The organism is Pedobacter nototheniae (genome assembly GCF_004335085.1).
In the GTDB taxonomy this organism is placed as follows: Bacteria; Bacteroidota; Bacteroidia; order Sphingobacteriales; family Sphingobacteriaceae; genus Pedobacter; species Pedobacter nototheniae.
In genome coordinates this window covers 1-25196 of the sequence record NZ_RQRS01000002.1, presented here as the reverse complement: position 1 = coordinate 25196, position 25196 = coordinate 1, and the positions used below count along the sequence as shown (strand labels likewise).

The 25196-nt window shown below is 35.0% G+C and carries 22 protein-coding genes; 12 read left to right on the top strand and 10 right to left on the bottom strand.

Annotation, left to right across the window (positions count from 1 at the left end; translation table 11 throughout):
• Nucleotides 1-72 precede the first annotated feature (72 nt).
• Both EHC72_RS02010 and EHC72_RS02005 read left to right on the top strand, forming a co-directional pair.
• Entirely contained in the window at nucleotides 73-933 is an 861-nt protein-coding gene (locus EHC72_RS02010; RefSeq protein WP_131535818.1) for an alpha/beta fold hydrolase, read from the top strand.
• A 128-nt stretch (nucleotides 934-1061) separates the two neighbouring features.
• The gene (locus tag EHC72_RS02005; RefSeq protein WP_131535817.1) at nucleotides 1062-4451 is read left to right on the top strand and encodes a DEAD/DEAH box helicase; all 3390 of its coding nucleotides are present in this window, start codon (nucleotides 1062-1064) and stop codon (nucleotides 4449-4451) included.
• A 104-nt stretch (nucleotides 4452-4555) separates the two neighbouring features.
• On the opposite strand, the gene EHC72_RS02000 is transcribed toward EHC72_RS02005, so the two are convergent.
• Together EHC72_RS02000 and EHC72_RS01995 are read right to left on the bottom strand one after the other, a co-directional pair.
• The gene (locus EHC72_RS02000) at nucleotides 4556-5374 is read right to left on the bottom strand and encodes an NAD(P)-binding domain-containing protein (protein ID WP_131535816.1); all 819 of its coding nucleotides are present in this window, start codon (nucleotides 5372-5374) and stop codon (nucleotides 4556-4558) included.
• Between the two features lie 11 nt (nucleotides 5375-5385).
• Nucleotides 5386-5967, bottom strand: coding sequence for a thymidine kinase (locus EHC72_RS01995; protein WP_131535815.1), 582 nt, complete (start codon nucleotides 5965-5967; stop codon nucleotides 5386-5388).
• Between the two features lie 216 nt (nucleotides 5968-6183).
• On the opposite strand from EHC72_RS01995, the gene EHC72_RS01990 reads away from it, so the two are divergent.
• The gene (locus EHC72_RS01990) at nucleotides 6184-7398 is read left to right on the top strand and encodes a hypothetical protein (RefSeq protein ID WP_131535814.1); all 1215 of its coding nucleotides are present in this window, start codon (nucleotides 6184-6186) and stop codon (nucleotides 7396-7398) included.
• 84 nt (nucleotides 7399-7482) lie between these two features.
• Here the strand turns inward: EHC72_RS01990 and rodA are convergent, their stop codons facing one another.
• From rodA to EHC72_RS01955, 7 genes are all read right to left on the bottom strand, one after another.
• Nucleotides 7483-8745, bottom strand: a complete 1263-nt coding sequence (gene rodA / locus EHC72_RS01985) for a rod shape-determining protein RodA (protein ID WP_131535813.1) — start codon at nucleotides 8743-8745, stop codon at nucleotides 7483-7485.
• Nucleotides 8742-10754 (bottom strand): penicillin-binding protein 2, encoded by a 2013-nt coding sequence (gene mrdA / locus EHC72_RS01980; protein ID WP_131535812.1) that lies wholly within the window; start codon nucleotides 10752-10754, stop codon nucleotides 8742-8744. Before mrdA ends, rodA begins: the two co-directional genes overlap by 4 nt.
• On the bottom strand, nucleotides 10754-11269 hold the full coding sequence (locus EHC72_RS01975; protein WP_131535811.1) for a rod shape-determining protein MreD: 516 nt from the start codon (nucleotides 11267-11269) through the stop codon (nucleotides 10754-10756). The genes mrdA and EHC72_RS01975 overlap by 1 nt, the downstream gene beginning before the upstream one ends.
• Nucleotides 11262-12101 carry a rod shape-determining protein MreC gene (gene mreC / locus EHC72_RS01970; protein WP_131535810.1) on the bottom strand — a complete coding sequence of 280 codons (840 nt, stop codon included), beginning with the start codon at nucleotides 12099-12101 and terminating at the stop codon, nucleotides 11262-11264. The genes EHC72_RS01975 and mreC overlap by 8 nt, the downstream gene beginning before the upstream one ends.
• Before the next feature lie 78 nt (nucleotides 12102-12179).
• The gene (locus tag EHC72_RS01965) at nucleotides 12180-13202 is read right to left on the bottom strand and encodes a rod shape-determining protein (protein ID WP_010601761.1); all 1023 of its coding nucleotides are present in this window, start codon (nucleotides 13200-13202) and stop codon (nucleotides 12180-12182) included.
• Between the two features lie 231 nt (nucleotides 13203-13433).
• Nucleotides 13434-14960: a bifunctional phosphoribosylaminoimidazolecarboxamide formyltransferase/IMP cyclohydrolase gene (gene purH / locus EHC72_RS01960; protein WP_131535809.1), complete on the bottom strand. Its 1527-nt coding sequence runs from the start codon at nucleotides 14958-14960 to the stop codon at nucleotides 13434-13436.
• A gap of 190 nt (nucleotides 14961-15150) precedes the next feature.
• Nucleotides 15151-15522, bottom strand: a complete 372-nt coding sequence (locus tag EHC72_RS01955) for a winged helix-turn-helix transcriptional regulator (protein WP_131535808.1) — start codon at nucleotides 15520-15522, stop codon at nucleotides 15151-15153.
• Between the two features lie 77 nt (nucleotides 15523-15599).
• Here EHC72_RS01955 and EHC72_RS22995 point away from each other — a divergent pair, with 77 nt between their 5' ends.
• The gene (locus EHC72_RS22995) at nucleotides 15600-16157 is read left to right on the top strand and encodes an MFS transporter (protein ID WP_246029357.1); all 558 of its coding nucleotides are present in this window, start codon (nucleotides 15600-15602) and stop codon (nucleotides 16155-16157) included.
• Entirely contained in the window at nucleotides 16042-17004 is a 963-nt protein-coding gene (locus tag EHC72_RS01950) for an MFS transporter (protein WP_246029366.1), read from the top strand. Before EHC72_RS22995 ends, EHC72_RS01950 begins: the two co-directional genes overlap by 116 nt.
• Before the next feature lie 38 nt (nucleotides 17005-17042).
• On the opposite strand, the gene purN is transcribed toward EHC72_RS01950, so the two are convergent.
• Nucleotides 17043-17621 (bottom strand): phosphoribosylglycinamide formyltransferase, encoded by a 579-nt coding sequence (gene purN / locus EHC72_RS01945; protein WP_131535807.1) that lies wholly within the window; start codon nucleotides 17619-17621, stop codon nucleotides 17043-17045.
• Nucleotides 17622-17971: 350 nt separating this feature from the next.
• On the opposite strand from purN, the gene rpsT reads away from it, so the two are divergent.
• The 7 genes from rpsT (at nucleotide 17972) to rny (ending at nucleotide 24958) form a co-directional block, all read left to right on the top strand.
• Nucleotides 17972-18226, top strand: a complete 255-nt coding sequence (rpsT, locus tag EHC72_RS01940) for a 30S ribosomal protein S20 (protein WP_131535806.1) — start codon at nucleotides 17972-17974, stop codon at nucleotides 18224-18226.
• A gap of 69 nt (nucleotides 18227-18295) precedes the next feature.
• A complete protein-coding gene (radC, locus tag EHC72_RS01935) occupies nucleotides 18296-18997 on the top strand; it encodes a RadC family protein (RefSeq protein WP_131535805.1) in 702 nt (233 codons plus the stop codon).
• An 81-nt stretch (nucleotides 18998-19078) separates the two neighbouring features.
• Complete coding sequence (locus tag EHC72_RS01930) at nucleotides 19079-19918, top strand: endonuclease/exonuclease/phosphatase family protein (protein ID WP_131535804.1); 840 nt, start codon at nucleotides 19079-19081, stop codon at nucleotides 19916-19918.
• A gap of 128 nt (nucleotides 19919-20046) precedes the next feature.
• Nucleotides 20047-22446, top strand: coding sequence for a phenylalanine--tRNA ligase subunit beta (gene pheT, locus EHC72_RS01925; RefSeq protein ID WP_131535803.1), 2400 nt, complete (start codon nucleotides 20047-20049; stop codon nucleotides 22444-22446).
• Between the two features lie 31 nt (nucleotides 22447-22477).
• The gene (locus EHC72_RS01920; protein WP_131535802.1) at nucleotides 22478-22768 is read left to right on the top strand and encodes a hypothetical protein; all 291 of its coding nucleotides are present in this window, start codon (nucleotides 22478-22480) and stop codon (nucleotides 22766-22768) included.
• A gap of 32 nt (nucleotides 22769-22800) precedes the next feature.
• Nucleotides 22801-23091: a cell division protein ZapA gene (locus EHC72_RS01915; RefSeq protein WP_131535801.1), complete on the top strand. Its 291-nt coding sequence runs from the start codon at nucleotides 22801-22803 to the stop codon at nucleotides 23089-23091.
• A 295-nt stretch (nucleotides 23092-23386) separates the two neighbouring features.
• Nucleotides 23387-24958 (top strand): ribonuclease Y, encoded by a 1572-nt coding sequence (gene rny, locus EHC72_RS01910; protein ID WP_131535800.1) that lies wholly within the window; start codon nucleotides 23387-23389, stop codon nucleotides 24956-24958.
• Nucleotides 24959-25196 lie beyond the last annotated feature (238 nt).

Below are 25196 nucleotides of genomic sequence, written 5' to 3'. Positions count from 1 at the left end.
TGTAATCGTTATGCTGAATTTATTTCGGCATCTTTCCTTTCAAAATATATTTAAACTCAAATTTATTCCAGGTTGAAAAAGCTAAAGCAAATTATTGCAGATATAAACAATGCTCGCCTTCAAGGCATCAATGCAGATAAATTAATTCGGAGTTTTGTATTCTACTCGCCCAAAATGCCACTCAGATTGCAGCAACAACAGTTGTTGGATGAAGCGAAGAAATTTACGCTGGAGGTTTACGATACCTATTTTACCCAAACTAATTTAACGATAAACGGCTTTAGTTGGGGTAATGGAAAAAATAAAGTATTGCTAACACATGGCTGGGCATCAAAAGCAGCAGATTTCTCTGAGCTGATTACCGAATTAAGAAGTATAGATGATTTGGAAATTATCGCTTTCGATGCACCTGGAAATGGCAGTTCTGTTTCTGAATTTTCCAACCTGATGTTGTATGCAAAATCTGTTGAAGCTATTGTAAAAAACTATGCCTACCCAGATTTTATAATCGGACATTCGCTAGGTGGAATGGCTAATGTTTTGGCTGTACAGGAAACTGAAATTGAGCCGAAAATTTTGATTAGTATTGCTCCTTTAATTCGGTTGAAAGAAAATTTTGAGCAAAGTTTAAACTCCATAAATATAGAACAAGGCGATCAAGAAACCTTTTTTCAAAACTTTAGTAACGAATTTCCTGTACCTGCAGAGTACTTTAATTTAGTTGACTTATACCATGCTGCAAAACATCCAAACCATTTCTTAGCATTTGATCCCGAGGATCACATCGCCCCATGGTCTTATCTCAACGAGTTTTTAGATGCAAATAGCTCAATAAAATCCCGTTCTTATGAAAAAATTGGACACTTTAAGATTTTAAAATCAGTAGATGTAATTGGAGATATTGTTGGGCAAATTAAATCTGCCATTGCTTAGCAAAGTAAACGGAATCTTAAATTTAAGTGCGTGACTTTAAAAATTAAATAGTTGGTAAAAATATCTCACTAAGAATCTTATTAATTTTTATAAATCCTTACTTTTATTGCCTAAATAATTTAGCATAAATGAGGGAGCAGTTTGCAGATAATAAACCAATAGAAGAAAATCCTTACGATTATATTTTAAAGGATTTTAACTTGAAGGATTTAAGCAATCTGGTTATTTTAAAACACCTCAATCAACAAATTTATACCGATACTAAAGGTTATTACAACATTTTTCCTGAGCAGTTAGAGGTTGATTTTGGTGCTTTTAGTCATGAAAGTTCTGCCTTGCCATTCCCAATCGTTCAGGTGCAACAACATGCAAATTTTGTTAAGCTTTCTTGCCGTTGCAATACGCCTAAAAATAAGCTTTGCGAGCATCAGGCGCAGGTTTTATACAATATTTTAAAGAGATCTGAATTACAGATTTTCTTTGATGAAAACCTGCGTAAAGAAAGGATAAAAAAAGTTGCTGCCGATTATGGTTTGGAGCAAGAACCACAGTTAGATATACTTTTTAAAGTAAGCTATGATAACGGCATTACAGTAATTAAACCGCGAATGGATGGCCTGCAGCCTTTTGATAAAGAATCTCAACAAGCCCTGTCTTCTATTTTATTGCCACAGGCGAAAGCTAAAAAGCCAAATAAAACGGATAGAAACGATCAGCTTAAATTGCTTGCCGTTTTGGGTTATCACCGCTATTATAACAACCTTACTATAGAACTTTATGAAGCCGAAACAACCAAAAGCGGTAAGGTTAAAAACCCTTTAAACCCAATTCATCCATCGGCTTTGATGTTTAAAACTGATAATAGTGATGAATTAAAATTTTACAGCGGAGTGGCAAGGTTTCAGCAAAATTATAATGCTGAACAAAATGATGCTGACCTGGAAGCTTTAAAAGCTGTGGTTAAAAATCCATTAGGTATTTCTGTTTATCTGCACGATGCCAAGAAATCAGCTAATGTACAAGCTTCTTCGCTTATTGCCGTGCAGGTTAAAGTGCTGGATACAGATTTACGCCTTTCTGTAAATCAAAAAGGTGATTATTATGATATCAGTGGCAGGTTAATGATTGAAGGAAAGACTTATGAGCTAGATAATCTGGTAATTAAGCACGATTATTTTGTGCAATTAAAGGATACGCTTTATTTTATAGATCGGGCGGATTTTGTTAGGGTAATCGGTTTCTTTCAAAAGCAAAGTAACCGTTTGGTTTTGCATAAAACGAAATACGCCGAATTTCAAAAAAATATTCTCATCCAGCTAGAGGGCAGCATTCATGTAGATTATTCTTATTTAAAACCTGCTACAAAAAGTCAGATTGAAGAAAAGGGATTTGATTTGGAAAACGAACAACTGGTTTACTTGTCAGAATCTGAAGATTATATTCTCATTACACCGGTAATGCGTTATGGTAATATTGAAATTCCAGTATTATCTAAAAAACAGATTCAGGCGCAGGATAAGCTTGGAAACCTTTTTACACTTTATCGAGATGAAGAAAAGGAATTGCAGTTTATAGGGAATATTTTAAAGCAGCATCCCTATTTCTACGATCAGGAAACGAATGATTCTTTTTATCTCCACAGGAAAAGATTTTTAGAGGAAGGTTGGTTTTTGGATGCTTTTGAAACTTGGCGAGCGAAAGAAATTCATATTTTAGGCTTTAACCAACTTAAAAATAATAAACTTAACCAGCATAAAGCCGAAATTAATATTGAGGTTTTAAGCGGTACCGATTGGTTTGAAACAAAAGTTAAGGTAAAGTTTGGCAAGCAACGTGTATCACTTAAACACCTGCATAAATCTATTCGCAATAAAAGCAAATTTGTTACGCTTGATGATGGTACACAAGGTATTTTGCCTGCAGAATGGATAGAAAAATTTATCGGATACTTTAACGCTGCAGAAATTGTTGAGGAGAGTTTGCTTACCCATAAAATTAAATATGCAACCATAAACGAACTTTATGAAGATGCCCTGCTTAATAATGAAGTACAGAATGAACTGAGAATATTTAAAAAGAAATTTGAAGGTGCAGATGCGATTCAGGAAGTTGAATTGCCAAAAGCTTTAAATGCAGAATTAAGGCATTACCAAAAAGATGGGTTAAACTGGCTTAATTTTTTGGATGATTTTAATTTTGGTGCCTGTCTTGCTGATGATATGGGGTTGGGGAAAACCATTCAAATTTTAGCATTCATTTTATCACAGCGTGAAAAAGTTAAGCACAATGTAAACCTGGTTGTAGTACCAGCCTCCTTAATTTTTAATTGGAAGGCCGAAGTAGAAAAATTTGCACCTTCCATTAAAGTCAAAACTATTTATGGCGCAGATAGGGCGAAAAGTACCGCAGGTTTTGAGCATTACGAAATCATTTTAACATCTTATGGTACGCTATTATCTGATATTCGCTTTTTAAAAGACTACCATTTTAATTATATCTTTCTTGATGAATCTCAGAATATTAAAAACCCCGAATCGCAGCGTTACAAAACGGTTAGGATGTTGCAGGCACGTAATCGTGTAGCCATTACAGGTACTCCTGTAGAAAATAATACCTTCGATTTATACGGACAACTTTCTTTTGCATGCCCAGGTTTATTTGGTAGTAAACAACAGTTTGCAGATTTATATTCTACACCAATAGATCAGTTTAAAGACAGTAAAAGAGCTGCAGAACTGCAAAAAAAGATTAAGCCATTTATTTTAAGACGTACAAAAGAGCAGGTTGCAAAAGAACTTCCTGATAAAACTGAAATTGTACTTTATTGTGAAATGGGCGATGAACAACGCGAAGTTTACGAAGCAAATAAAAAGGAAATTCAAGATTATATTTTAGGTAAATCAGAAGATGAACTGCCTAAAAGCTCCATGCATGTTTTACGAAGTATTACCCGTTTAAGACAAATTTGTAACTCGGCGGCATTACTGGCAGATGGTAAATCTTATTTGCAGGCTTCATCTAAAATAGAAGTTTTAATGGAGCAGCTCGAAAGCAAGGTGCAAAATCATAAAATATTGATCTTCTCTCAGTTTGTAACCATGCTCGATTTAATAAAGAAAGCACTAGAGAGCCGCGGAATTAAGTACGAATATTTAACAGGACAAACAAAAAATAGGGGAGAAGTGGTGGAGTCTTTCCAAAACAATGTAGATATTCCTGTTTTTTTAATCAGTTTAAAAGCAGGGGGAATTGGACTTAACTTAACAGAAGCTGATTACGTTTACCTGGTTGATCCGTGGTGGAACCCAGCTGTAGAAAATCAGGCTATCGATAGAGCATATAGAATTGGACAGCATAAAAACGTTATGGCTGTGCGCTTAATTTGTCCTGATACGGTTGAAGAAAAGATTATGAAATTGCAGGCTACAAAAAAAGATCTGGTAAAAGATTTAATTCAAACCGATGGCAGCATGTTTAAAAACTTAACAAAGAAAGAACTGCTTGGCTTGTTGAGTTAAATATGTTGTTTTTAACTGAGAGAACACAAAGGTTGGATTCATAATTACCTAGCGTTTCTTTGCGGAAAACTTAGCGTACTTAGCGGTTAAATCTGCATCAAAAATCACAAACTTATCTCAAATGCGTATCGCAAAAACTTTGGCACATTTAAACTCTCTACGATCTTCCAGTTCTGTTTTTCCTCCACAAATTCAGGTTCAGGCAAGGCCGAAATTTTAGCCGCATTTGTATAAAAGTCCTTCCTTAAAGGATGATTTGGATTGCAGGCATTATATGTTTTTCCGAAAGCTTTTTTTGAGATAATTGCAGTTGCAATGCCAACGGCATCACTTTGATGAATTAAATTAACGGGTGCCAACCCATTAGGAACTTCTTTTTTACCAGCAAAAAATTTACCCGGGTTACGGTTTGGACCAATTAAACCTGCAAAACGAATAATTGTTGCACAGAAAGAATGTGGCATATTAATTAGCTTCTCGGCTTCTAGCACCATCTTTCCTGAGTCTGTATCTGGAACTGGATTGGTGTTTTCATCTACATTTTCGTTCGTATCGCCATAAATACTGGTGGAGCTTATCAAAATTACATCTTTACTTTTGCCTTCAGCTGCGGTTAAAATGGCTTTTATTTTATTTGGGTATTCACTAAACTCGTGTGAATTGCGTTTTGGAGGAATGCAAATAAACAAAACATCAGCCTCAAAAAATATCGGGTCAGCAGTTATATTTTCTGTAGAAAAACTGATTAGAAAGGGCTGTATTCCTTCCGATTTTAAAGTAGCTAATTTATCTTCAGTAGTAGTAGAGCCACTAACTTTATAATTTAAGGAGATCAATTTTTTAGCCAAAGCAAAACCAAACCAGCCACAACCTAGTATAGAAATGCTTTTAATAGAAGGGTTTTCGATAGAGTTAAGGCTCATTAAAATATAAATTAACCTTTACCAAGGTTATAACAAGCTCTGCATCTCGGCTCGTAGCTTTCTTTTTCTCCCAATAAAACTGTAGAATCGTTGGCTACCGTTCTGTAACTATAAAGGGCAGGATTGCCACAACAAACACAAACGGCATTTACTTTGGTTACATGCTCTGCAATAGCCATTAATGCGGGCATTGGTCCAAAAGGTTTGCCTGTAAAATCCATATCTAAGCCAGCAACAATTACTCTGATTCCTTTTAATGCTAATTTATTACAAACATCAGGCAGCTCATTATCAAAAAATTGCGCTTCATCAATTCCAACTACCTGCGTGTTGGTTCCCAAAAGTAAAATGGCCGAAGCACTTTCTACAGGTGTAGATGGAATAGAATTTAGATCGTGAGAAACCACGGCTGTTTCATGATAGCGGGTATCGGTACGAGGTTTAAAAATTTCGACATTTAACTTAGCAATTTGTGCACGTTTTAACCGACGGATTAATTCTTCCGTTTTACCCGAAAACATAGAACCACAAACCACTTCTATACTTCCTGAGAATTCGCCTCTTCTTCTAAAATTTTGTTCGCTAAATAACATGCTCAATATTTAATAATCATTTAGTAGGTAAAAGCAGGATGTTTGCTTTTTATTTTTTAAAATGCCCGTACTTAAATGAAGATGTACTATCCGGTATGAATCTTGAATTTTTCAACACCGAACTATAATTTTTAAACCGAACAAATATCATAATTATGTGTTATTTTTGAAGACTTAGTTACCAACATAAATCAGCTAAAATTTCGTTTTAACTTTATGATGAATCAACAGGATATTTTTAGAAAAATAGGAAATATTTTAACAGAATTAAATGAGCAATATCAATTTCTTGCTCAAAATCCCGATAAATTGAATGATTTAGAGGTTGAGCTTTTTCTGGCAAATGCCAATTTTCTTTCAGATCATGTTCATATCGTACAGAAACTTAATGCCAACAAGGTCGAAAATAAGGCTCATCAAATTGTAAGTACGCCCGTAGTTGAAGAAAAAGAAGTTCACAATGAATTTTTTGCTACACCTGCAGATGAAACCATTAAAGAATTTAAACCTTCTGAAAACAACTTTTTTACGGAAAATCAAACCGCTGATTTAGAATTAGAAGAAGTTGCTGCCGCCGAAGAGGAAGAAGAACGTATAGATATTAAACCTGAACAGGAGATTTTTGACGAAGAGAAAATACACGAGGAAACGACGGAAACTTTGCTGAAAAAGGACTTTTTTAAACCCGATCAGGAAGACCACACTTTCGAGTTTATTTTAAGTAATCATGATGGAAATGATAAGTTTGATTATGAGGAAAAATCTGTTGAACAAATTTTCGACAGACCTTTAAGTAAGGAGGAGGAAGAAATCCTGGCGCAGAAGAAAAGGATTCATGAGAAAGAAGATGTGCCTGCTAAGATTGAAGGTGAGGTTTCTGCTGCGGATGAAGATGAAATTGGTCCTGAACCGTTTTTAATTTCCGAGGAAATAGAAGAACCTAAAGAAATTGAAAAACCAATTATAGAGGAAAAAATAGTGGAGGAAAAAGTTGAGGAACCAATCGAGCAATTGAAAGGTGTTGATTTTAATGAGCCAATTATTTCACCACCAGTAGAAGAGCGTCCAATTTTTACTCCTGAGGCTGTTCCTGTTAAACCTATCGTGCAGCCAATTGCCGAAAAACCTATACCTACTTTAAATGATTTATTGTCTAAAACAAACAATAATCAAAACGAGCAAATTAAAGCCCCAATTCAGGATTTAAAACAAGGAATAAATTTAAATGAGAAATTGCTTTTTATTAAAGATCTATTCAGTGGTTACAATATGGCATATTCTGAAGCAATTGATTTAGTAAACAGAATGAATAGTTTTGAAGCAGCTGATAGTTTTCTGCAGAAAAATTACGCCATTAAAAATAACTGGGCAGCAAAACAGGCTACCGTAGATCAGTTTTATGAATTGCTAAATAGAAGGTTCACTTCTTAAAATATTCTTTTGAAATAATAAAAAAGCCCTGAAGTAATTCGGGGCTTTTTTCGTTATAGATATTTATAATAAGTAAAAAGCTTACTAAATAAAGCCCATTCTGTTAGAATCCAGTTTAAGGAATATAAAAATCAATATGGTAAAGCTCCATAGTGATGAACCTCCATAACTGATTAAGGGTAGTGGAATTCCAATTACAGGAATAATCCCAATCGTCATCCCGATATTAATAAATACGTGAAAAAATAAGATGCAAGCAACGCTATAGCCGTAAACCCTCGAAAAAGTAGACCGTTGCCTTTCTGCCAGATTTATTAATCTTAAAAGCAAGAAAATATACAAACCAATTACCACAGAACAGCCTGCAAAGCCCCATTCCTCACCAACGGTAGAGAAAATAAAATCGGTACTTTGCTCAGGTACATAACCATATTTAGTTTGTGTGCCCTGTAAAAAACCCCTTCCGGTAGCCTGCCCAGAGCCTATTGCAATTTGTGATTGAATTACATTATAGCCTGCACCTTTATTATCCGTTTTAAGCCCAAGCATTAATTCAATACGTGTACGTTGGTGTGGTTCTAAAACCTTTGTATAGGCAACTTTAACTAAAAATAAATAGCCAATGGCAACCAGGGTTACCAAAACTGTAGAGATAATTATTTTTTGTTTTCGCTTGTTAGCATAGATAAATAATCCGCCAACGGTTAATAAAATAAGAATTAAAATATAAGTTGGAACGAGGAAATCGGCTACGAAAAGTACAATCATCCCCATAAAAATTAAAAGGAAATAACCCGATAAGCCTTCACGATATAATGGAAACATAAAGGCTAGAAACACCAATGCAGAACCGGTATCAGGCTGGAGCATAATTAACATTAGTGGCGCCAGTACAATTAAAGCTGCAATAAATATAGATTTTACATCTCTAAATTTTGGATTAAAAGTACTTACATACCTGGCTAGGAGTAGTGCTGTGCCAAACTTAGCAAATTCGGACGGTTGCAGCCTAAATGAACCTAATGGAATCCATGCTTGATTACCACCTACGTTTCGACCAACAAATAATACAATAACAAGTAAAACCAACGTAATGCCATAAATAAAGGGTGCAAAAACGTTGAAAAGCCTTCCATCAAATAAAAGGATAGATAAGCCCAAAATTAATCCAGAGATAATGTAAATCATCTGCTTTCCATAATTACTGGCAAAATCAAATTCACCAGGTATTTTATGCGGAATAGAGGCATAAATATTTACAAAGCCAATGGTGCACAGCGCAATATAAATTAACACCGTAATCCAGTCTACATTAAAAAAGAAGCGATTTCCCTGTTGTTGAATCATTTTTTAGTTGTTTCTGGTTTAGTAGTTATTGCTCCGCTGGTGGTTTTGGCTTTTGGTGAAATGATTTGTTTTAATTTAATGGATTTCACTTTTAGGCTATCTTTTATTCTCTTTACAGAATCCGCTTTTTTAGATGCAATACTATCTAATTTCGTTAACTTAATTTTTTTTGGCTTTTCTATAATTGCAGGTAAAAGATTTGTTTCTGCAAAGGCTTTCACGGTATACCCGTTTGATCTTGGTTTAATGCTATCTGTTAAATATTTTTCTACAATAAAACTAGAAATTGGTGCTGCGTATGTTCCTCCGAAACCTCCGTTTTCTACAATTACAGCAATAGCGATTTTGGGATTATCCATTGGCGCAAAACCAATAAATACGGAGTGGTTTTTACCGTGTGGATTTTGTACCGTTCCAGTTTTCCCACACATAGTTATGCCTTGAATTTGCGATTGCTTTGCAGTTCCCCATGGGCTATTTACAGCATCACGCATGCCATCAATTACTGGTGCGAAATATTTTTCATCAACTCCTACATAGTTTTTAACTACATACTCTTTCTTCACCATTTTTTTATCACCAATTCCTTTAATCAGGTGTGGCTTAATGTAATACCCTCTGTTTGCAATAGCAGCCATAACATTAGCCATTTGCAACGGTGTAGAGGTAATTTCGCCTTGACCAATTGCTTGAGAAATTACAGTTGTATAACCCCAACGCTTTCCATAAATTTTATCGAAGTGATCTCCAGTATAAAAAATCCCCCCTTTTTCAAACGGCATATCAATACCCAGTTTTTGTCCGAAACCCCATTTAGCAATTTGCTCATGCCAGTGTGCAAAAGTTTGGCGTTGGTTTTTCATTCCATTTTTGGTGATAATATTTTGGAAAACATGACAAAAATAGGTGTTGCAACTTCTGGCAATACCACGTTGCATGTTAATTGTGCCATCAATGTGTTCACATTTAACTTTATGGTTACCTGCCATATAATAACCTGGGCAGAAAAAGGTGGTTGATGGATCTATTGCACCATCCTGCAAGGCAACTAAGGCATCAACAGGTTTAAATGATGAACCAGGAGAGTAAAAACCTTGAATAGGGCGTACAATTTGAGGGCGATAAGGGTTACGCATTAAATCCATATAACCGTTGCCCCAGTTTTTGCCGACAAACTTATTTGGATTAAAGCCTGGGCTACTTACAAACGCTAAAATCTCACCAGTTGAAGGTTCAATAGCTACAATTGCACCAACTTTATTTTGCATCAACTCTTCGCCAAGTTTCTGAATCCTTATATCTAATGAAGAAATTAAGCGATCACCTGAAACCGCATTAATATCATATTTCCCACCGGCATAACTCCCTTGTGCTACGTTTCGGGCATCATATAAAGTGTTAATTACTCCACGTTCGCCGCGAAGAAATTCTTCATAAGAACGCTCAAGACCACTTTTGCCAATAAAATCTCCTGGTTTATAGTAGCCCTCGGATTTATCAATATCATCTTGACTTACTTCCTTAACCCAGCCAAATAATTGGCCGCCAACACTATCAGGGTAATGCCTTACTGTTCTATCTTGCGTTCGAAATCCCGGAAAACGGTACATAATTTCTTGCAAGCGGGCATAACTTTCTACAGAAATTTGTCTTTCAAAAAAAGTAGATTGATAATTGGATTGAATCCTGGCTTTATTTAGTCTTTTACGAACCCCATCTGGTGTTATACCCAAAGCATTGGCAAGTGCTAAAGTATCAAATTCCTTAACTTCGTTAGGGATAACCATTAAATCGTAAACAGGTTCATTTTGTACAATAACCTTCATGTTTCGATCAAGAATTGCACCACGGGCAGGATATTTATATACTTTACGTAATACATTACTTTCTGCAGAAGCAAAAGCTTTATCGCTTATAATTTGGATATAGAATAACTTACCTAATAAAATTAGGGCGATTACAATAAATAATCCTTGGATAACATATTTTCGATTAAATAATTGCTCCATTAGCGGGATGTTCTTCTATAGAATATAAACTCTACCAATAAAATAATAAGCAGTGTAAAGATACAACTTAGGCCGCATCTCATTAAGGTGTAACCAATCTCTGTTAACCTAAATGTTTCTAAAAAGAACAAAACCAGGTGGTGTGCTATCACACAAAGCAATGCGTACAAAGAAAACCATTGAAAGCCCATATAGCTTAATGAAGGCTCGGGATCATCAATTGCATCGCGGTTTAGGCTGATAGAAATAAAAGAAATCCTTACAAAAGCCAATACAACGCAGGCTGTAGCATGTACACCCATGGTATCATAAAAGGCATCAAGTGTTAAGCCAGTTCCAAAAGCCAATAGATATAATAAAATATTAGGAATGCCAAAAGGCAGAAGTAATAAAAAAAGTACGTAGATGAAAGGGGTAGAAAGATCGTAAAAACCCATATTTTTGAGCAGGAAAATTTGCACAAAAAGGAGTAAAATCCATCTGATAATATTTACGATTATAATTCTGCTATTCATTCGGTTTAACCAGACTTTCTAAAGCTTTTTGTTCTTCAGCTGTTTTATCTTTAACTACATATACATATTGCAATGTGCTAAAATCGGTAAATAAATTTATTTCTGCTGAGAGGAAATTATCATTTGTTGCAACATTTGTTTTACTTATTCTACCAACTAAAATTCCCTTAGGGAAAGAGCCATAGCCTGAAGTTACAATAGAATCGCCAATAGCCATTTTAATATGGTTGGGCACTTCTTTAATTAAAGCCTTTCTAATATCAAAATTCCCATCTCCCCAAACTAATGATCCTAAAGCCTGGCTATTTTTAACAATAACACTAATTTTAGTGTCTTTATGTAATAAGGATTGGATGGTAGCTAAATGATCAGAAACGTCTCTTATAAAGCCTACAACACCTCTTTGCGGTGCAATTACAGCCATACCACTTTTAATGCCGTCCAAAGTACCTTTGTTAATCGTCATTACATTATTGCGAAGTGTAATGGAGTTTTTAACCACTTTAGCAGCAAGATAAGTGTATTGTTGCTTGGTAACAGTATCTATAACTTTAGTGTCTTTGGCAGAATCAACAGTTGTTAGCGCCAATAAATTAGTTTTAAGCCTGGCATTTTCTGCCGCCAAACTATCGTTTACCATTCCTAAATTTAAGTATCTTTTAAAAACGTTTAAACGTTCATAAGCTGTACCCACCACTTCATTACTGGAGTTTAAGGTTACGCTGCGTTGGTAGGCATTATTTTTTAATGTGAGTGAAATACCCAGAATAAAAAAAATGATAAACAAGAAAAATGCGTTGTATCTGCTTATAAAAATCCAAAGGTTACGCATTTTGATTAACGGATTTTAGATTTACGATTTTAGATCTGGCCTATTCGTCAATCTAAAATCGTAAATCGTAATTTAAAATTATTGCATTAAGAATTTATAGCCACCAATGTTTTTAAGGGCAATACCTGTACCTCTAACTACGGCACGAAGTGGATCTTCGGCAACGTGAACAGGCAATTTGGTTTTAGCTGCAACGCGTTTGTCCAAACCTCTTAATAATGCACCACCACCAGTTAAGTAAATACCTGTTTGGTAAATATCGGCAGAAAGCTCAGGAGGAGTAATCTCTAAAGCTTTTAAAATCGCTTCTTCAATTTTAGAAATTGATTTATCTAAACAATGTGCAATTTCAGTATAAGAAACGGTAATTTGTTTTGGTACACCAGTCATTAAATCACGTCCTTGTACTGCAAAATCTGCAGGTGCATCCTGTAATTCAGGTAAAGCAGCCCCAACTTCAATTTTAATTTTTTCAGCAGTACGGTCGCCAATCATAATATTATGCTGGCGGCGGATGTAGTTTACAATATCCGAGTCGAAGTTATCTCCCGCAACGCGGATAGATTGATCGCAAACAATACCCGATAGTGCAATTACAGCAATCTCTGTTGTACCACCACCTATATCGATAATCATGTTACCCATAGGTTCTTCAACATCAATTCCAATACCTACGGCAGCAGCCATTGGCTCATGAATTAAATAAACTTCTTTAGCACCAGCAATCTCGGCAGAGTCACGAACGGCACGTTTCTCTACCTCAGTAATGCCCGAAGGAATACAAATAACCATACGTAAAGATGGAAACATCCAGCCTTTACCGCCATTAAGCATTCGAATCATACCTTTAATCATCGCTTCAGCAGCGTTGAAATCAGCAATTACTCCATCCTTTAATGGACGAACGGTTTTGATATTATCGTGGGTTTTCCCCTCCATTTGCATCGCCTGCCTACCAATGGCGATTACTTTGTTTGTTGTACGATCGAAAGCTACAATAGATGGTTCATCTACAACCACTTTGTCGTTATGTATAATCAGGGTATTCGCTGTGCCCAAATCGATGGCAACTTCTTGCGTAAACCAGTTAAATAATCCCATGTATGAGGTATGTTTTATTATTTTGTCAAATCTATACTATTCCTAATGTAAAAATAGCTTTTTTATTGTTTTAAGTATTATTTTCTTTATTCATTCCATTGTTTTTAAGTCAATTAAAATGATTTAGAAAATAAAAGGCTAAAAGACCAAAGCTGAAAGACCAAAGTTTTAAGTCCTTAAATTTAATAATGACCTTCGCCTTAAGCTTTAGTCTTCAGACTTTACGCTCAATTAGTGTTTAAAATGTCTTACGCCTGTAGTTACCATTGCAATACCTTTTTCATTAGCTTTTGCAACAGAATCTGCATCTTTAATAGAACCACCTGGTTGTAAAACTGCTGTAATACCAGCCTCTGCAGCAATTTCAACGCAATCTGGGAAAGGGAAAAACGCATCTGATGCCATTGAGGCACCTTTAACACTGAAACCAAATGCAGCCGCTTTTTCAATTGCCTGTCTTAAAGCATCAACACGAGAAGTTTGACCAACGCCACTAGAAATCAATACGTCATCTTTAACCAAAACAATAGTGTTAGATTTTGTATGTTTTACAATTTTATTCGCGAAAAATAAATCTTTTAATTCTTGTGCTGTAGGTGCTTTATCGGTTACCGTTGTCATTTGCTCTGGGCCTTCGATAATTAAATCTTTATCCTGCTCAATTACACCATTTAATAAGGTTTTGAATTGTTTTTTACTCAACTCAACATTATTTCGTTGTAAAATAACGCGATTTTTCTTTTTGCTGAATAATTCAACAGCTTCTGGCTGATATGAAGGTGCGATTAAAACTTCAAAAAATAAATTATTAATTTCTTCAGCCGTTGCTAAATCAACTTCAACATTGGTAATTAATACACCACCAAAAGCAGAAACAGGATCACAAGCTAAAGCATCAATCCAAGCTTGTTTAACGGTTGAACGAGAAGCAATACCGCAAGCATTAGTGTGTTTCAAAATTGCGAAAGTAGGATCTTCAAATTCATCGATCAAACTCACAGCAGCGTCAACATCCACCAAATTATTATATGAAAGCTCTTTACCGTTTAATTTGGTAAACATCGCATCTAAATCGCCATAAAATACACCACCTTGATGAGGATTTTCGCCATAACGCAAAGTTTTAGCTTCGGTTACGCTTTGTTTAAATACATCAAGCGGTTCTTCTGTATTAAAGTAATTAAAAATTGCTGTATCATAGTGAGAAGAAGTGTGGAATGCTTTTTTAGCAAAAGCCTTACGCTGTGCTAAAGTAGTTTCTCCATTTTGCTCTTCTAATTGTGCTTGTAACGTTGGGTAATCATTTTTAGATGCAATAATTACGACATCATTAAAATTTTTGGCAGCTGCACGAATTAATGAAATTCCACCAATATCGATCTTTTCAATAATTTCATCAGCTGCACCGCCAGCTTTTACGGTTTCCTCAAATGGGTAAAGATCTACAATAACCAAATCAATTTCTGGAATTTCATACTCTGCAATTTGTTGTTGATCGCCCTCTAAACCTCTACGGTTTAAGATACCACCAAATACTTTTGGGTGCAATGTTTTAACACGACCGCCTAAAATTGAAGGGTAACCCGTTAAATCTTCAACCGCTGTTACCGGCAGGTTTAAATCTTTAATAAATTGTTCGGTACCCCCGGTAGAAAATAATTGTACGCCTTGTTCGGCTAACAATTTTACCAATGGTGCTAAACCATCTTTATAATATACTGAGATTAAAGCGTTTTTGATTTTAATGGATTGACTCATTCTACTGGAAATTTTGAGCCGCAAAGGTAGTAAAACAGGGGCATTTATTTAGTTGTAGAATCTAATAAAATTGAAATTATTTGTATATTTTTCTTTAACGGTTATTTTTTCTTCTTCAACCACATTGTTAAACGGTATCTAATTATTTAAAGCTTGAGAGTTAAAGGATAGAAACAGTTTAATTATTAGACTACTTAGCTGCTTGGAAACTTATCCACCAATCTTCCAAAACAGCAATTACTGGAATAAGAGTTTTGCCAATACTAGTTAATTTATACTCTACACGTGGGGGCGATTCTGCAAAAGCTTCTCGTATAATTAATCCATCACGTTCCATTTCCTTTAATTGTGTTGTGAGCATTCCCTGACTTAAAAAGTTCATTTCGCGTTTAAGCTCTCCAAACCTTTTTGGGCATTGAGAGGCAATGGCTTTAATGAGTACAATTTTCCATTTACCGCCAATTACCTTAAATATACTTGTCAATGATGAGTCATTTAAAAATAAATCCTGATTTTCTGTATTTGTAACTGCTTTATACTCATTATTGGTACTGTTTTGCATACTAAGTATGGTTTTTATGACTACTTGATTGCCTGCGTGGCGTTTTCTTTCTTTGAAGATTAAATATAAGAAAAGCTATGAAGAAAATCCCAAAGTGGTTCCTGTTCCTGATTGTATGTTCGGCTATATTTTTATCGGTAATTGATTTATTTATCGTTAATGTAGCACTTCCATCTATTAAAAATGGGATTAGCGGTACCGATGCTGATATGCAATTTGTAATTGTAATGTACATTATAGGTTATGCATCCTTTTTAATAACGGGAGGAAAGGCAGGAGAATATTTCGGCAAGAAAAAGGTGTTTTTAATTGGGATGTTAGTTTTTACTGTTGCTTCCTGTTTGTGTGGTTTTTCCCAATCGGCAACACAACTAAATTTAGCGCGCTTTATTCAAGGGATAAGTGCCGCCTTTATGGTGCCTCAGGGAGTAGCTTTTATGCCCGATTTATTTCCTGATGCTAAAACAACGCATAAAAATGTTGGGCATTTACGGCAGCATTGCAGGCATTGCTTCAGTTATTGGTCAGTTTTTAGGTGGTTTAATTCCGGATATTGCCATTATTCCAGAAAGTTGGCGGTTAATCTTTTTAATAAATGTACCAGTAGGATTAACTGCCATCATTTTAGGCTTTAAATACCTTAAAGAATCTCCATCAAAAGTTGCCCAAAAATTTGATTTTACTGGTGGATTATTGTTAACGATTACATTAACAGCCTTTATTTATCCGCTCATTCAGGGTAGAGCGTTAGATTGGCCACTTTGGAGCATCGGTTTACTGATTTTCTCTGCAATTTTACTGCTTGCTTTTATTTATTATCAACGTTTTAGCGTAAGGCAGGGGCGAAGTCCGCTAATCAATACTCAGGTTTTTAAGAATTTCGATTTCCGAATGGGACTTTTAGTTTCCTTATTTTATTACTTAGTACAAGATTCTTACTTCTTAATTAATACCGTTAACTTACAAATCGGAATGGGCTTAAGCTCCGTTAGTACTGGAATTTACTTTGTTTGCCAAGGTGTAGGTTATGTGTTAGCATCTATGTTTTTTGCATCTCGTGTGGCTCGTTACGGTAAATACGTATCGCTTATTGGAGCAACAATTATGATTATTTCACTTTTATTGCATTTACTGGTATTTAATAAAGGTGCAATTAATCCAATATATGTAGCTACAGTACTATTTATATATGGTATGGGTTGTGGTACAATTTTACCCTCTTTAATGACGATCTCCTTAAAAAGTATTCCTGAAAGTATGCTTGGTGCTTCAACAGGCATATATTTAACGTTGCAGCAAATTTCTGTAGCTATTGGAGTTGCGATAGTTGGAGGCGTGTTTTTTCAGCAACTGGGAAATCCACCAATACTAAATAGGTTTCCAATTGCCTACCAATGGGGTACCATATTTAATGTAGCCTTTCTTATTATAGTATGTGTATTGCTACTGCTGATGCCTAAGGCAAATAAAAAATTAAGCTAAATATTTATGAAGCGAAAATTTAATGGCAATTATTGTGGTTACTTTTTGATCTTTTTAACTAAGCTTTCAACAACTCTTGGGTAGTGTAAATGTTCAAGTTGCTGGCCTTTAAATTTTACCATTTCCAAATTGTCGTTTTTATCGATTTTATAGCGTGCCTGATAAATGTATTCCCCTTCATCATAATTTTGATCTACATAATGAATGGTAATACCACCTTCAGGTTCTCCGGCAGCCATAACGGCATGATGCACATGATCGCCATACATGCCCTTGCCACCAAATTTTGGTAAAATAGCAGGGTGAATATTAATAATTCTACCCGGATAGGCATCGATTAAATTTTTAGGGATTAGCCATAAGAAACCTGCAAGTACAATAAAATCTATATCCAGATTTTTAAGGAGATCGATTATATTATCGGTTTTGGTAAACTCATGTCTATCGAAAATATGACTGGGAATTTCGAAATTATCAGCTCGCTGCAGTACATAAGCATCGGCATTATTGGTTAAAACCAATGAAATTTCTATCTCTGGATTGGATTTAAAATGCTCCATTAACTTTTGGGCATTAGATCCGGAACCTGAAGCAAATATGGCTATTCTCTTTTTCACTAAAAATTCGATTTCCCCAAAAATAACATTTTTAATGCGCTATCCTAAAATAAGAGTGTAATTCTGTAAATTTGATTTGTTTAAAAAGGCATTTTCTGTTTAGAGCACTCGCCAGACTAAAACTTACTATTTATTTCCTTATAATATTTTTGCATAAGTTATAAGTCTAATACAAATAGAATGATCTGGTAAAAGGAACGTGTTTTATTACTAGAAAATTAAAATATTGGAACACAGAATAATTAAATGAAATAAAAAAATAAAAGTGTTTTGTAATTTGAAAATATTAATCCTATATTTGCAACCCGAATTATAGGAAACGAATAAGAAAAATAAAAGGCTAAATAGAAATGGCAAATCATAAATCTTCATTAAAGAGAATTAGAGCAAACGCTACAAAACGTTTACGTAACAGATATCAGGCAAAAACTACACGTACCTTTATTAAAAGACTACGTGCTGCTGAGGACAAAAAAACCGCATCAGAATTATTGCCTAAAGTGATCTCTATGTTAGATCGTTTAGCTAAAAAGAATGTTATCCACAAAAACAAAGCGGCAAATAACAAATCGAAATTAACTAAATTTGTTAACGGTTTAAACTAAGCTGTTTTTTTACGATATTAGTAACGGCATCCCAACCAAAAGTTGGGATGCTTTTTTTTATCTAAAAAAATGGAAAATTATACGCAAAAACTCGGGATAAAGTTGTGGGCTGAAGAGGATAGACCTCGAGAAAAGCTTTTACAACATGGCAAAAGGTATTTAACCGATGCTGAATTAATTGCAATTTTAATAGGTTCTGGCAATAGAATCGAAACTGCTGTTGATCTTAGTAAACGCATTCTGGCGTTTTATGAAAATAACCTTTCCAAACTTGGCAGAGCGAGTGTACAGGAACTATCAAAATTTAAAGGTATAGGTGAAGCTAAAGCCATCACAATTATTGCAGCGTTAGAATTAGGTATAAGGCGTAAAGAAACTCTTGATGATGCAGTTGTAAAGGTAACCAGTTCTATTGATGCCTACAGGTATCTGGAGAGCACTCTTACCGATTTAACCCACGAAGAATTTTGGGTAATTCTCCTCAACAGATCCAATCATATTATTGGCAAGTACTTAATTAGTAAAGGTGGGCAGGCGGGCACGGTTGCAGATCCGAAAGTTATTTTTAAAATTGCTCTAGAAAACAACGCTGCCAATATTGTTATGGCGCATAATCATCCATCAGGAAACCGAAAGCCCAGTGATAATGACCTTAAACTAACCAGAGATATGGTGGCTTCAGGGCGCTTAATGAGCTTATTGGTTGTAGATCATCTTATTTTTACAAGTAGTGGTTACTATAGCTTCAAGGATGATAATTTGATCGATTAGCACTGTTCAATAATCCCAGCTTAATAATTTTCTAACAATTAGGTTTTATTCTGTTTTTAAATAATTTCCTAAATTGCCAGGATGAAAACCCTAAAACTATTTTATCTTTTTTTGTTGATTTCCATAGCTGCTTTTGCGCAGAAACCTGGAAATCCTATAAACGTAATTTCGTATAATATTCGTTTAAATGTTGCATCTGATGGTGTAAACGCATGGCCAAATCGTAAGGATAACGTTAAGGCATTGGTTAAATTTCATGATGCTGATATCTTGTGCGTTCAAGAAGCTTTGCCAGAACAATTTGATGCTCTGCTCGAAAATTCTAATTTCGATGTAGTAGGCGTTGGTCGCGATGATGGAAAGCGCAAGGGCGAATTTTCTGCCGTATATTTTGATAAAACAAGATTTACCAAAAGGAATGGAGGAACTTTCTGGCTTTCCGAAACACCTGATGTGCCATCAAAAGGATGGGATGCCGCTTTAAACCGTGTTTGCAGCTGGGTTAAACTTTACGATAAATTAAATAAGAAAGAATTTATCGTTTTTAATACGCATTACGATCACATTGGTGTGCAAGCCAGAATAGAATCGGCTAAATTAATTAAAAAGAAAATTCAGGAAATTGCACCAACACTTCCCGTTATCCTTACCGGCGATTTAAACGTAACGCCAGAAACTGAAGCTATATCTACCATTAAATCATTTCTTTTGGATACTAAAGAGATTACTGTAGAACCTCCTTATGGTCCTACAGGAACATTTAATAACTTTAATTTTAATAGCGAATTGAAAGATAAAATTGATTATATTTTTGTTAATAAAGGTTTTGGAGTACAGAAATTTGCCGTATTAACAGATAGCAAAGATCAGCGTTATTATTCGGATCATTTACCAGTTTTCGTAAAGTTGTTTTTTAAGTAAAAAACTGTTTATAAAACCTCGCTATACTTCAGCCTTTCGGCATTAAATATTATCTTTGCGTTTTATAAATTTTGAGCAACAATCAGGATTCAATCTCTGGTTGTTAGCTCGCTACTTGATACTCCAACATGAAAATATCATATAACTGGTTAAAACAGTTTGTACAAATAGACAAAACTCCTCAAGAACTTTCTTTAATCTTAACCAATGTAGGTTTGGAAGTGGAAAGCGTTGATAAAGTTCAACCCGTTGCTGGCGGACTTGAAGGGCTCGTTATTGGACATGTTTTAACTTGCGTTCAACATCCTAATGCCGATCGTTTACGGATTACCACGGTAAATGTTGGCGGTGCAGAAAACCTTCAGATTGTTTGTGGAGCACCAAATGTTGCTGCCGGACAAAAAGTTGTTGTGGCAACAGTGAGTACAACAGTTTATCCTTTAGAAGGCGAACCTTTTAAAATAAAGGAATCAAAAATTAGAGGAGAAGTATCTCAAGGGATGATTTGTGCTGAAGATGAAATAGGTTTAGGTAAATCGCACGATGGGATTATGATTTTAGCTGAAGATACTCAAATTGGTGTTTTAGCTAAAGATCATTTCAAAATGGAGGATGATTTCCTCTTTGAAATTGGTTTAACACCAAACCGTGCTGATGCGGCATCGCATTTAGGTGTAGCAAGAGATTTAGCTGCTTATTTCAGAACTAATTACAAAACGCCAGATTTATCGGGTTTTAAAGTTGATGAAGAAAGTTTAAATATTCCCGTTACCGTTGAGGATGAGGAAGCTTGCCCACGCTACAGCAGTTTAACTATTTCTGGTGTAGAAGTAAAAGAATCTCCTGAGTGGTTAAAAGATAAGTTAAAAGTAATCGGCTTACGCCCAATTAATAATATAGTAGATATTACCAATTTTGTTTTGCATGGTTTAGGTCAGCCTTTACATGCTTTTGATGCCGACAAAATTTCTGGCGGAAAAGTGATTGTAAAAAAAGTAGCAGAAGGAACACCTTTTGTAACTTTAGATGATGTTGAACGCAAACTAAATGCCGATGATTTGATGATTTGCAACGCAGAAACACCAATGTGTATCGCTGGTGTATTTGGTGGTAAATCCTCAGGTGTTGATGCAAATACTAAAAATATCTTTTTAGAAAGCGCTTATTTCAATTCAGTTTCTGTACGTAAAACAGCAAAAAGACACGGTTTAAAAACTGATGCTTCTTTCCGTTATGAGCGTGGTACCGATCCTGAAATTACAATTACAGCTTTAAAATATGCTGCAATTTTAATTAAAGAACTTGCAGGTGGTAAAATTTCATCTGCCGTTTCTGATCTTTACCCTAACCCGGTTAAACCGTTCGAGTTTGAGGTAAGCTATAAAAACATCAATAAATTAATTGGCGCAAATATTCCTTCAACTGAAATAAAAGAAATTATTTTGGCTTTAGGTATTGAAGCAACTAATGAAAGTGTTGAAGGATTATCATTAAAAGTTCCGGCTTTTAAAGTTGATGTAACCAGAGAGTGTGACATTACCGAAGAGGTTTTGCGTATTTATGGTTATAACAATATCGAAATCCCTACTAAGGTAAACGCCTCTTTATCTTACTCGCAAAGACCTGATAAAGAAAATACGCAAAATGTAATTGCCGATATGCTAACTGCAAACGGTTATGCAGAAATTTGGTGCAACTCTTTAACTAAATCTGCTTATTCTAAAAATTTAGATGAAGCTGTACATATTTTAAATCCATTAAGTAGTGATTTAAATGTAATGCGTCAAAGTTTGTTAATGCCAGCTTTAGAAAGTGTTGCCTATAATCAAAACCGTAAAAATGCGGATGTTAAGTTTTATGAATTTGGAAAAACTTATAGCTTAATTAACGAAAAATATATTGAGCGCCCACGTTTATTGCTTTTGGTATCGGGAGCAAAGCAGAGCGAGCAATGGAATCAAAATACAAAGCCCTCAACATTTTACAACTTAAAGGCTGCGGTTGATGCTATTATTTCTCGTTTAGGTATTGCAAGCTATCAAAGCGATGTGTTAAATGATGAAAACTTTGCTTACGGAATAAAATATTTTAGAGGTGATAAAGTGTTGGTTAGTTTTGGTGCTGCAACAAAGGCAGATCGTAAACTCGCAGATGTTAATGCTGAGGTATTTTATGCAGATTTCGACTGGAGCGCTTTACTGGATATTATTAAAAAGAATAAAATTGTAAACAAAGAAATTTCGAAATACCCGCAGGTACGTCGCGATCTTTCGATGCTGATTGATAAAAATGTAACCTTTGATTTACTTAAAGGAATTGCATTTAAAACCGATAAAAAATTAATTAAAGAAGTAAATGTTTTTGATGTTTACGAAGGTGATAAACTACCAGAAGGTAAAAAATCTTATGCATTAAACTTTATTCTGCTTGATGAGGAGCAAACCCTTACAGATAAGCAGATTGAGCAAACTATGCAGAAGTTAATTGCTAATTTAACCCAACAAGCAGGGGCAGAAATTAGGAAATAAAATATAAATTCGTATTTTTAGAAATAAATTCATGACTTCTGTTGCAGATCAATTAGATAAGGTAATACAAAAAACAACACGGTTAATCGAGTTGTGCAACGCCTTGCAAGAGGAAAATGATTTATTAAGGCTTGAAAATCAATCGTTAAAAGTTGCTTTTGATGCAGCAAAAGGGAAAAATGCAGAACTCGATGAAAAGATGCGAGTTTTGAAATTGGCCAAGAGTATCGAAGGAGCAAGTGAAAAGTCACTTGATATTAAACAAAAAATTAACGATTTTGTGAGAGAGATTGATAAGAGTATCGCATTGCTTAAAAAATAGGCAAGCGAAAACACAGAAACTAAGCTAAACAAATGGGAGAAATCTCGATTAAAATAACCATTTCCGACCGTATCTACCCCTTAAAGGTTAATATGGAAGAGGAAGAAATTGTGAGACGGGCAGCAAAAATGATCAATGAACGCATAAAAGACTATCAAGAAAATTATGCAGTCAGAGATAAGCAGGATTTACTCTCTATGTCGCTATTGCATTATGCAACGGCAGTACTAAGAACGGAGAATAAGGCACAAAACCAAGATACTGCAGTTGCTGATAAAGTTGAAGAATTAGATGTTATTTTAAACGGTTTCTTTTCAAAATAAAAAAGGTACGTTCTTTCAAAAAAGTCAATATTTTAAATCAGGCTTAAATCTGATTTAAACGAAGCTGTTAATCAGTATATTGATTTAAAACATATTAGCACAAAAATATAGCCGCAGCTAGTTTTTGAGTTTCAAATTTTATAAAACTTAACACTTCAATATCTATAGGGTTAAGAGGGCGTATTTCATCTGCTTTGGCACCTGAAAATGGCTTAAACCCTAATTATGCTTAGTTGAGGTTTAAAATGTATGAGACTTTAAAAATTAGTTGCGGTTTTTTTATTTAACAAACAAAATGGAAATAGCTGGAATATTAGGATATTTATCTGCCTTAATCGTCGGTTTAGGCATCGGCATAGTAGTAGGAAGATTTCTACTACGTAATTTACTTAAGCAACAAGAAATTGCTGCACAAACTAAAGTAAAAAAGATTTTAAAAGATGCAGAGAATAATGCAGAGATTTTAAAAAAGAATAAACTTTTAGAAGCAAAAGAGAAATTTTTGCAAATGAAAGCTGAGCATGAACAAGAAGTGAATGCGAAAAACAATAACATTAACCAACGCGAAAATACGATGAAACAGAAAGAACAATCTGTTAATCAGCGTATGGAAAATTTTAATAAAAAGGAACAAGAGCTTGATAAACAAAAAGCTAACCTTGAAAAACAAACTGAAATTGCTGTTAAAAAACAGGATGAGGTTGAAGTTTTAAAAAATCAACACCTTAAACAATTAGAAACTATTGCTGGTTTATCTGCCGAAGAAGCTAAAAACCAACTTGTAGAGAACCTTAAACAAGAAGCACGCACCCAAGCGATGATGCAGGTTAAGGATATTGTTGATGAGGCTAAATTAACCGCTAGCAAAGAGGCTAAAAAGGTGGTTATACAAACCATTCAGCGTACTGCAACAGAGGCTGCTATAGAAAACTCAGTGTCTATTTTTCATATTGAAAGCGATGAAATTAAAGGTCGTGTAATTGGTAGAGAAGGTAGAAATATTCGTGCTTTAGAAGCCGCGACAGGTATAGAAATTATTGTTGATGATACTCCAGAAGCTATTATTTTATCTGGTTTTGATCCAGTTAGAAGGGAAATTGCTCGTTTGGCTTTACACCGTTTAGTAACTGATGGTCGTATTCACCCGGCACGTATTGAAGAGATTGTTGCTAAAACTAAAAAACAAATTGAAGATGAAATCGTAGAAATTGGTGAGCGTACCGTTATCGATTTAGGTATTCATGGTTTGCACCCAGAACTAATTCGTATGGTGGGCCGTATGCGTTATCGTTCTTCTTACGGACAAAACTTATTGCATCACTCTCGCGAGGTAGCTAATTTCTGCGCTACAATGGCTGCAGAACTTGGTTTAAATGCAAAAATGGCTAAACGTGCTGGTTTACTACACGATATTGGTAAAGTGCCTGATGATAATCCTGAATTACCTCACGCAATTTTAGGTATGCAACTTGCCGAAAAATATAAAGAACATCCTGAAATTTGTAATGCTATTGGAGCTCACCACGATGAAATTGAGATGACTTCAATGATTTCTCCAATTGTACAGGCTTGTGATGCGATATCTGGAGCTCGTCCAGGTGCTCGTCGTGAGGTTGTGGAAAGTTACATTAAGCGTTTGAAAGACTTAGAAGAGCTAGCACTTTCTTATCCTGGTGTAGAGAAAACTTTTGCAATACAAGCTGGTAGAGAGCTACGTGTTATTGTAGAAAGTGAGCGTATTACTGATGCACAGGCAGAATTATTAGCTGCAGATATTTCAACCCGTATTCAAACCGAAATGACTTATCCTGGGCAAATTAAAGTTACAGTAATTAGAGAGACTCGTTCTGTAGCTTTTGCAAAATAATATTCATGTTTCCTATTCTGATTAGGATAAGGATTTATAAAATACTGAGCGGTGGGTTATCCCATCGCTTTTTTTGTTTTATAAGGGATGAAATTTTGTTTGGAATGGAATTGCAATTGGAATTGCAATATAAAAGTGGAGACATTTTATGCCGCTTCTGTTTTATTTTTCAGCATTGCTCTTTCAACCTGAACTGGGGTTCTGTAATCAAGTGCCGAATGTCTTCTTTTCCTATTGT

Coding starts and splice junctions, on each gene's coding strand:
- EHC72_RS01990 (WP_131535814.1), top strand. CDS start 6,184: ATGATGAATCAACAGGATATTTTTAGAAAAATAGGAAATATTTTAACA.
- EHC72_RS01995 (WP_131535815.1), bottom strand. CDS start 5,967: ATGTTATTTAGCGAACAAAATTTTAGAAGAAGAGGCGAATTCTCAGGA.
- rny (WP_131535800.1), top strand. CDS start 23,387: ATGGAAATAGCTGGAATATTAGGATATTTATCTGCCTTAATCGTCGGT.
- radC (WP_131535805.1), top strand. CDS start 18,296: ATGGAAAATTATACGCAAAAACTCGGGATAAAGTTGTGGGCTGAAGAG.
- EHC72_RS01965 (WP_010601761.1), bottom strand. CDS start 13,202: ATGGGATTATTTAACTGGTTTACGCAAGAAGTTGCCATCGATTTGGGC.
- EHC72_RS01930 (WP_131535804.1), top strand. CDS start 19,079: ATGAAAACCCTAAAACTATTTTATCTTTTTTTGTTGATTTCCATAGCT.
- rpsT (WP_131535806.1), top strand. CDS start 17,972: ATGGCAAATCATAAATCTTCATTAAAGAGAATTAGAGCAAACGCTACA.
- mreC (WP_131535810.1), bottom strand. CDS start 12,101: ATGCGTAACCTTTGGATTTTTATAAGCAGATACAACGCATTTTTCTTG.
- rodA (WP_131535813.1), bottom strand. CDS start 8,745: ATGATTCAACAACAGGGAAATCGCTTCTTTTTTAATGTAGACTGGATT.
- EHC72_RS02000 (WP_131535816.1), bottom strand. CDS start 5,374: ATGAGCCTTAACTCTATCGAAAACCCTTCTATTAAAAGCATTTCTATA.
- mrdA (WP_131535812.1), bottom strand. CDS start 10,754: ATGGAGCAATTATTTAATCGAAAATATGTTATCCAAGGATTATTTATT.
- purH (WP_131535809.1), bottom strand. CDS start 14,960: ATGAGTCAATCCATTAAAATCAAAAACGCTTTAATCTCAGTATATTAT.
- EHC72_RS22995 (WP_246029357.1), top strand. CDS start 15,600: ATGAAGAAAATCCCAAAGTGGTTCCTGTTCCTGATTGTATGTTCGGCT.
- EHC72_RS01920 (WP_131535802.1), top strand. CDS start 22,478: ATGACTTCTGTTGCAGATCAATTAGATAAGGTAATACAAAAAACAACA.
- pheT (WP_131535803.1), top strand. CDS start 20,047: ATGAAAATATCATATAACTGGTTAAAACAGTTTGTACAAATAGACAAA.
- EHC72_RS01975 (WP_131535811.1), bottom strand. CDS start 11,269: ATGAATAGCAGAATTATAATCGTAAATATTATCAGATGGATTTTACTC.
- EHC72_RS01915 (WP_131535801.1), top strand. CDS start 22,801: ATGGGAGAAATCTCGATTAAAATAACCATTTCCGACCGTATCTACCCC.
- EHC72_RS02005 (WP_131535817.1), top strand. CDS start 1,062: ATGAGGGAGCAGTTTGCAGATAATAAACCAATAGAAGAAAATCCTTAC.
- EHC72_RS01955 (WP_131535808.1), bottom strand. CDS start 15,522: ATGCAAAACAGTACCAATAATGAGTATAAAGCAGTTACAAATACAGAA.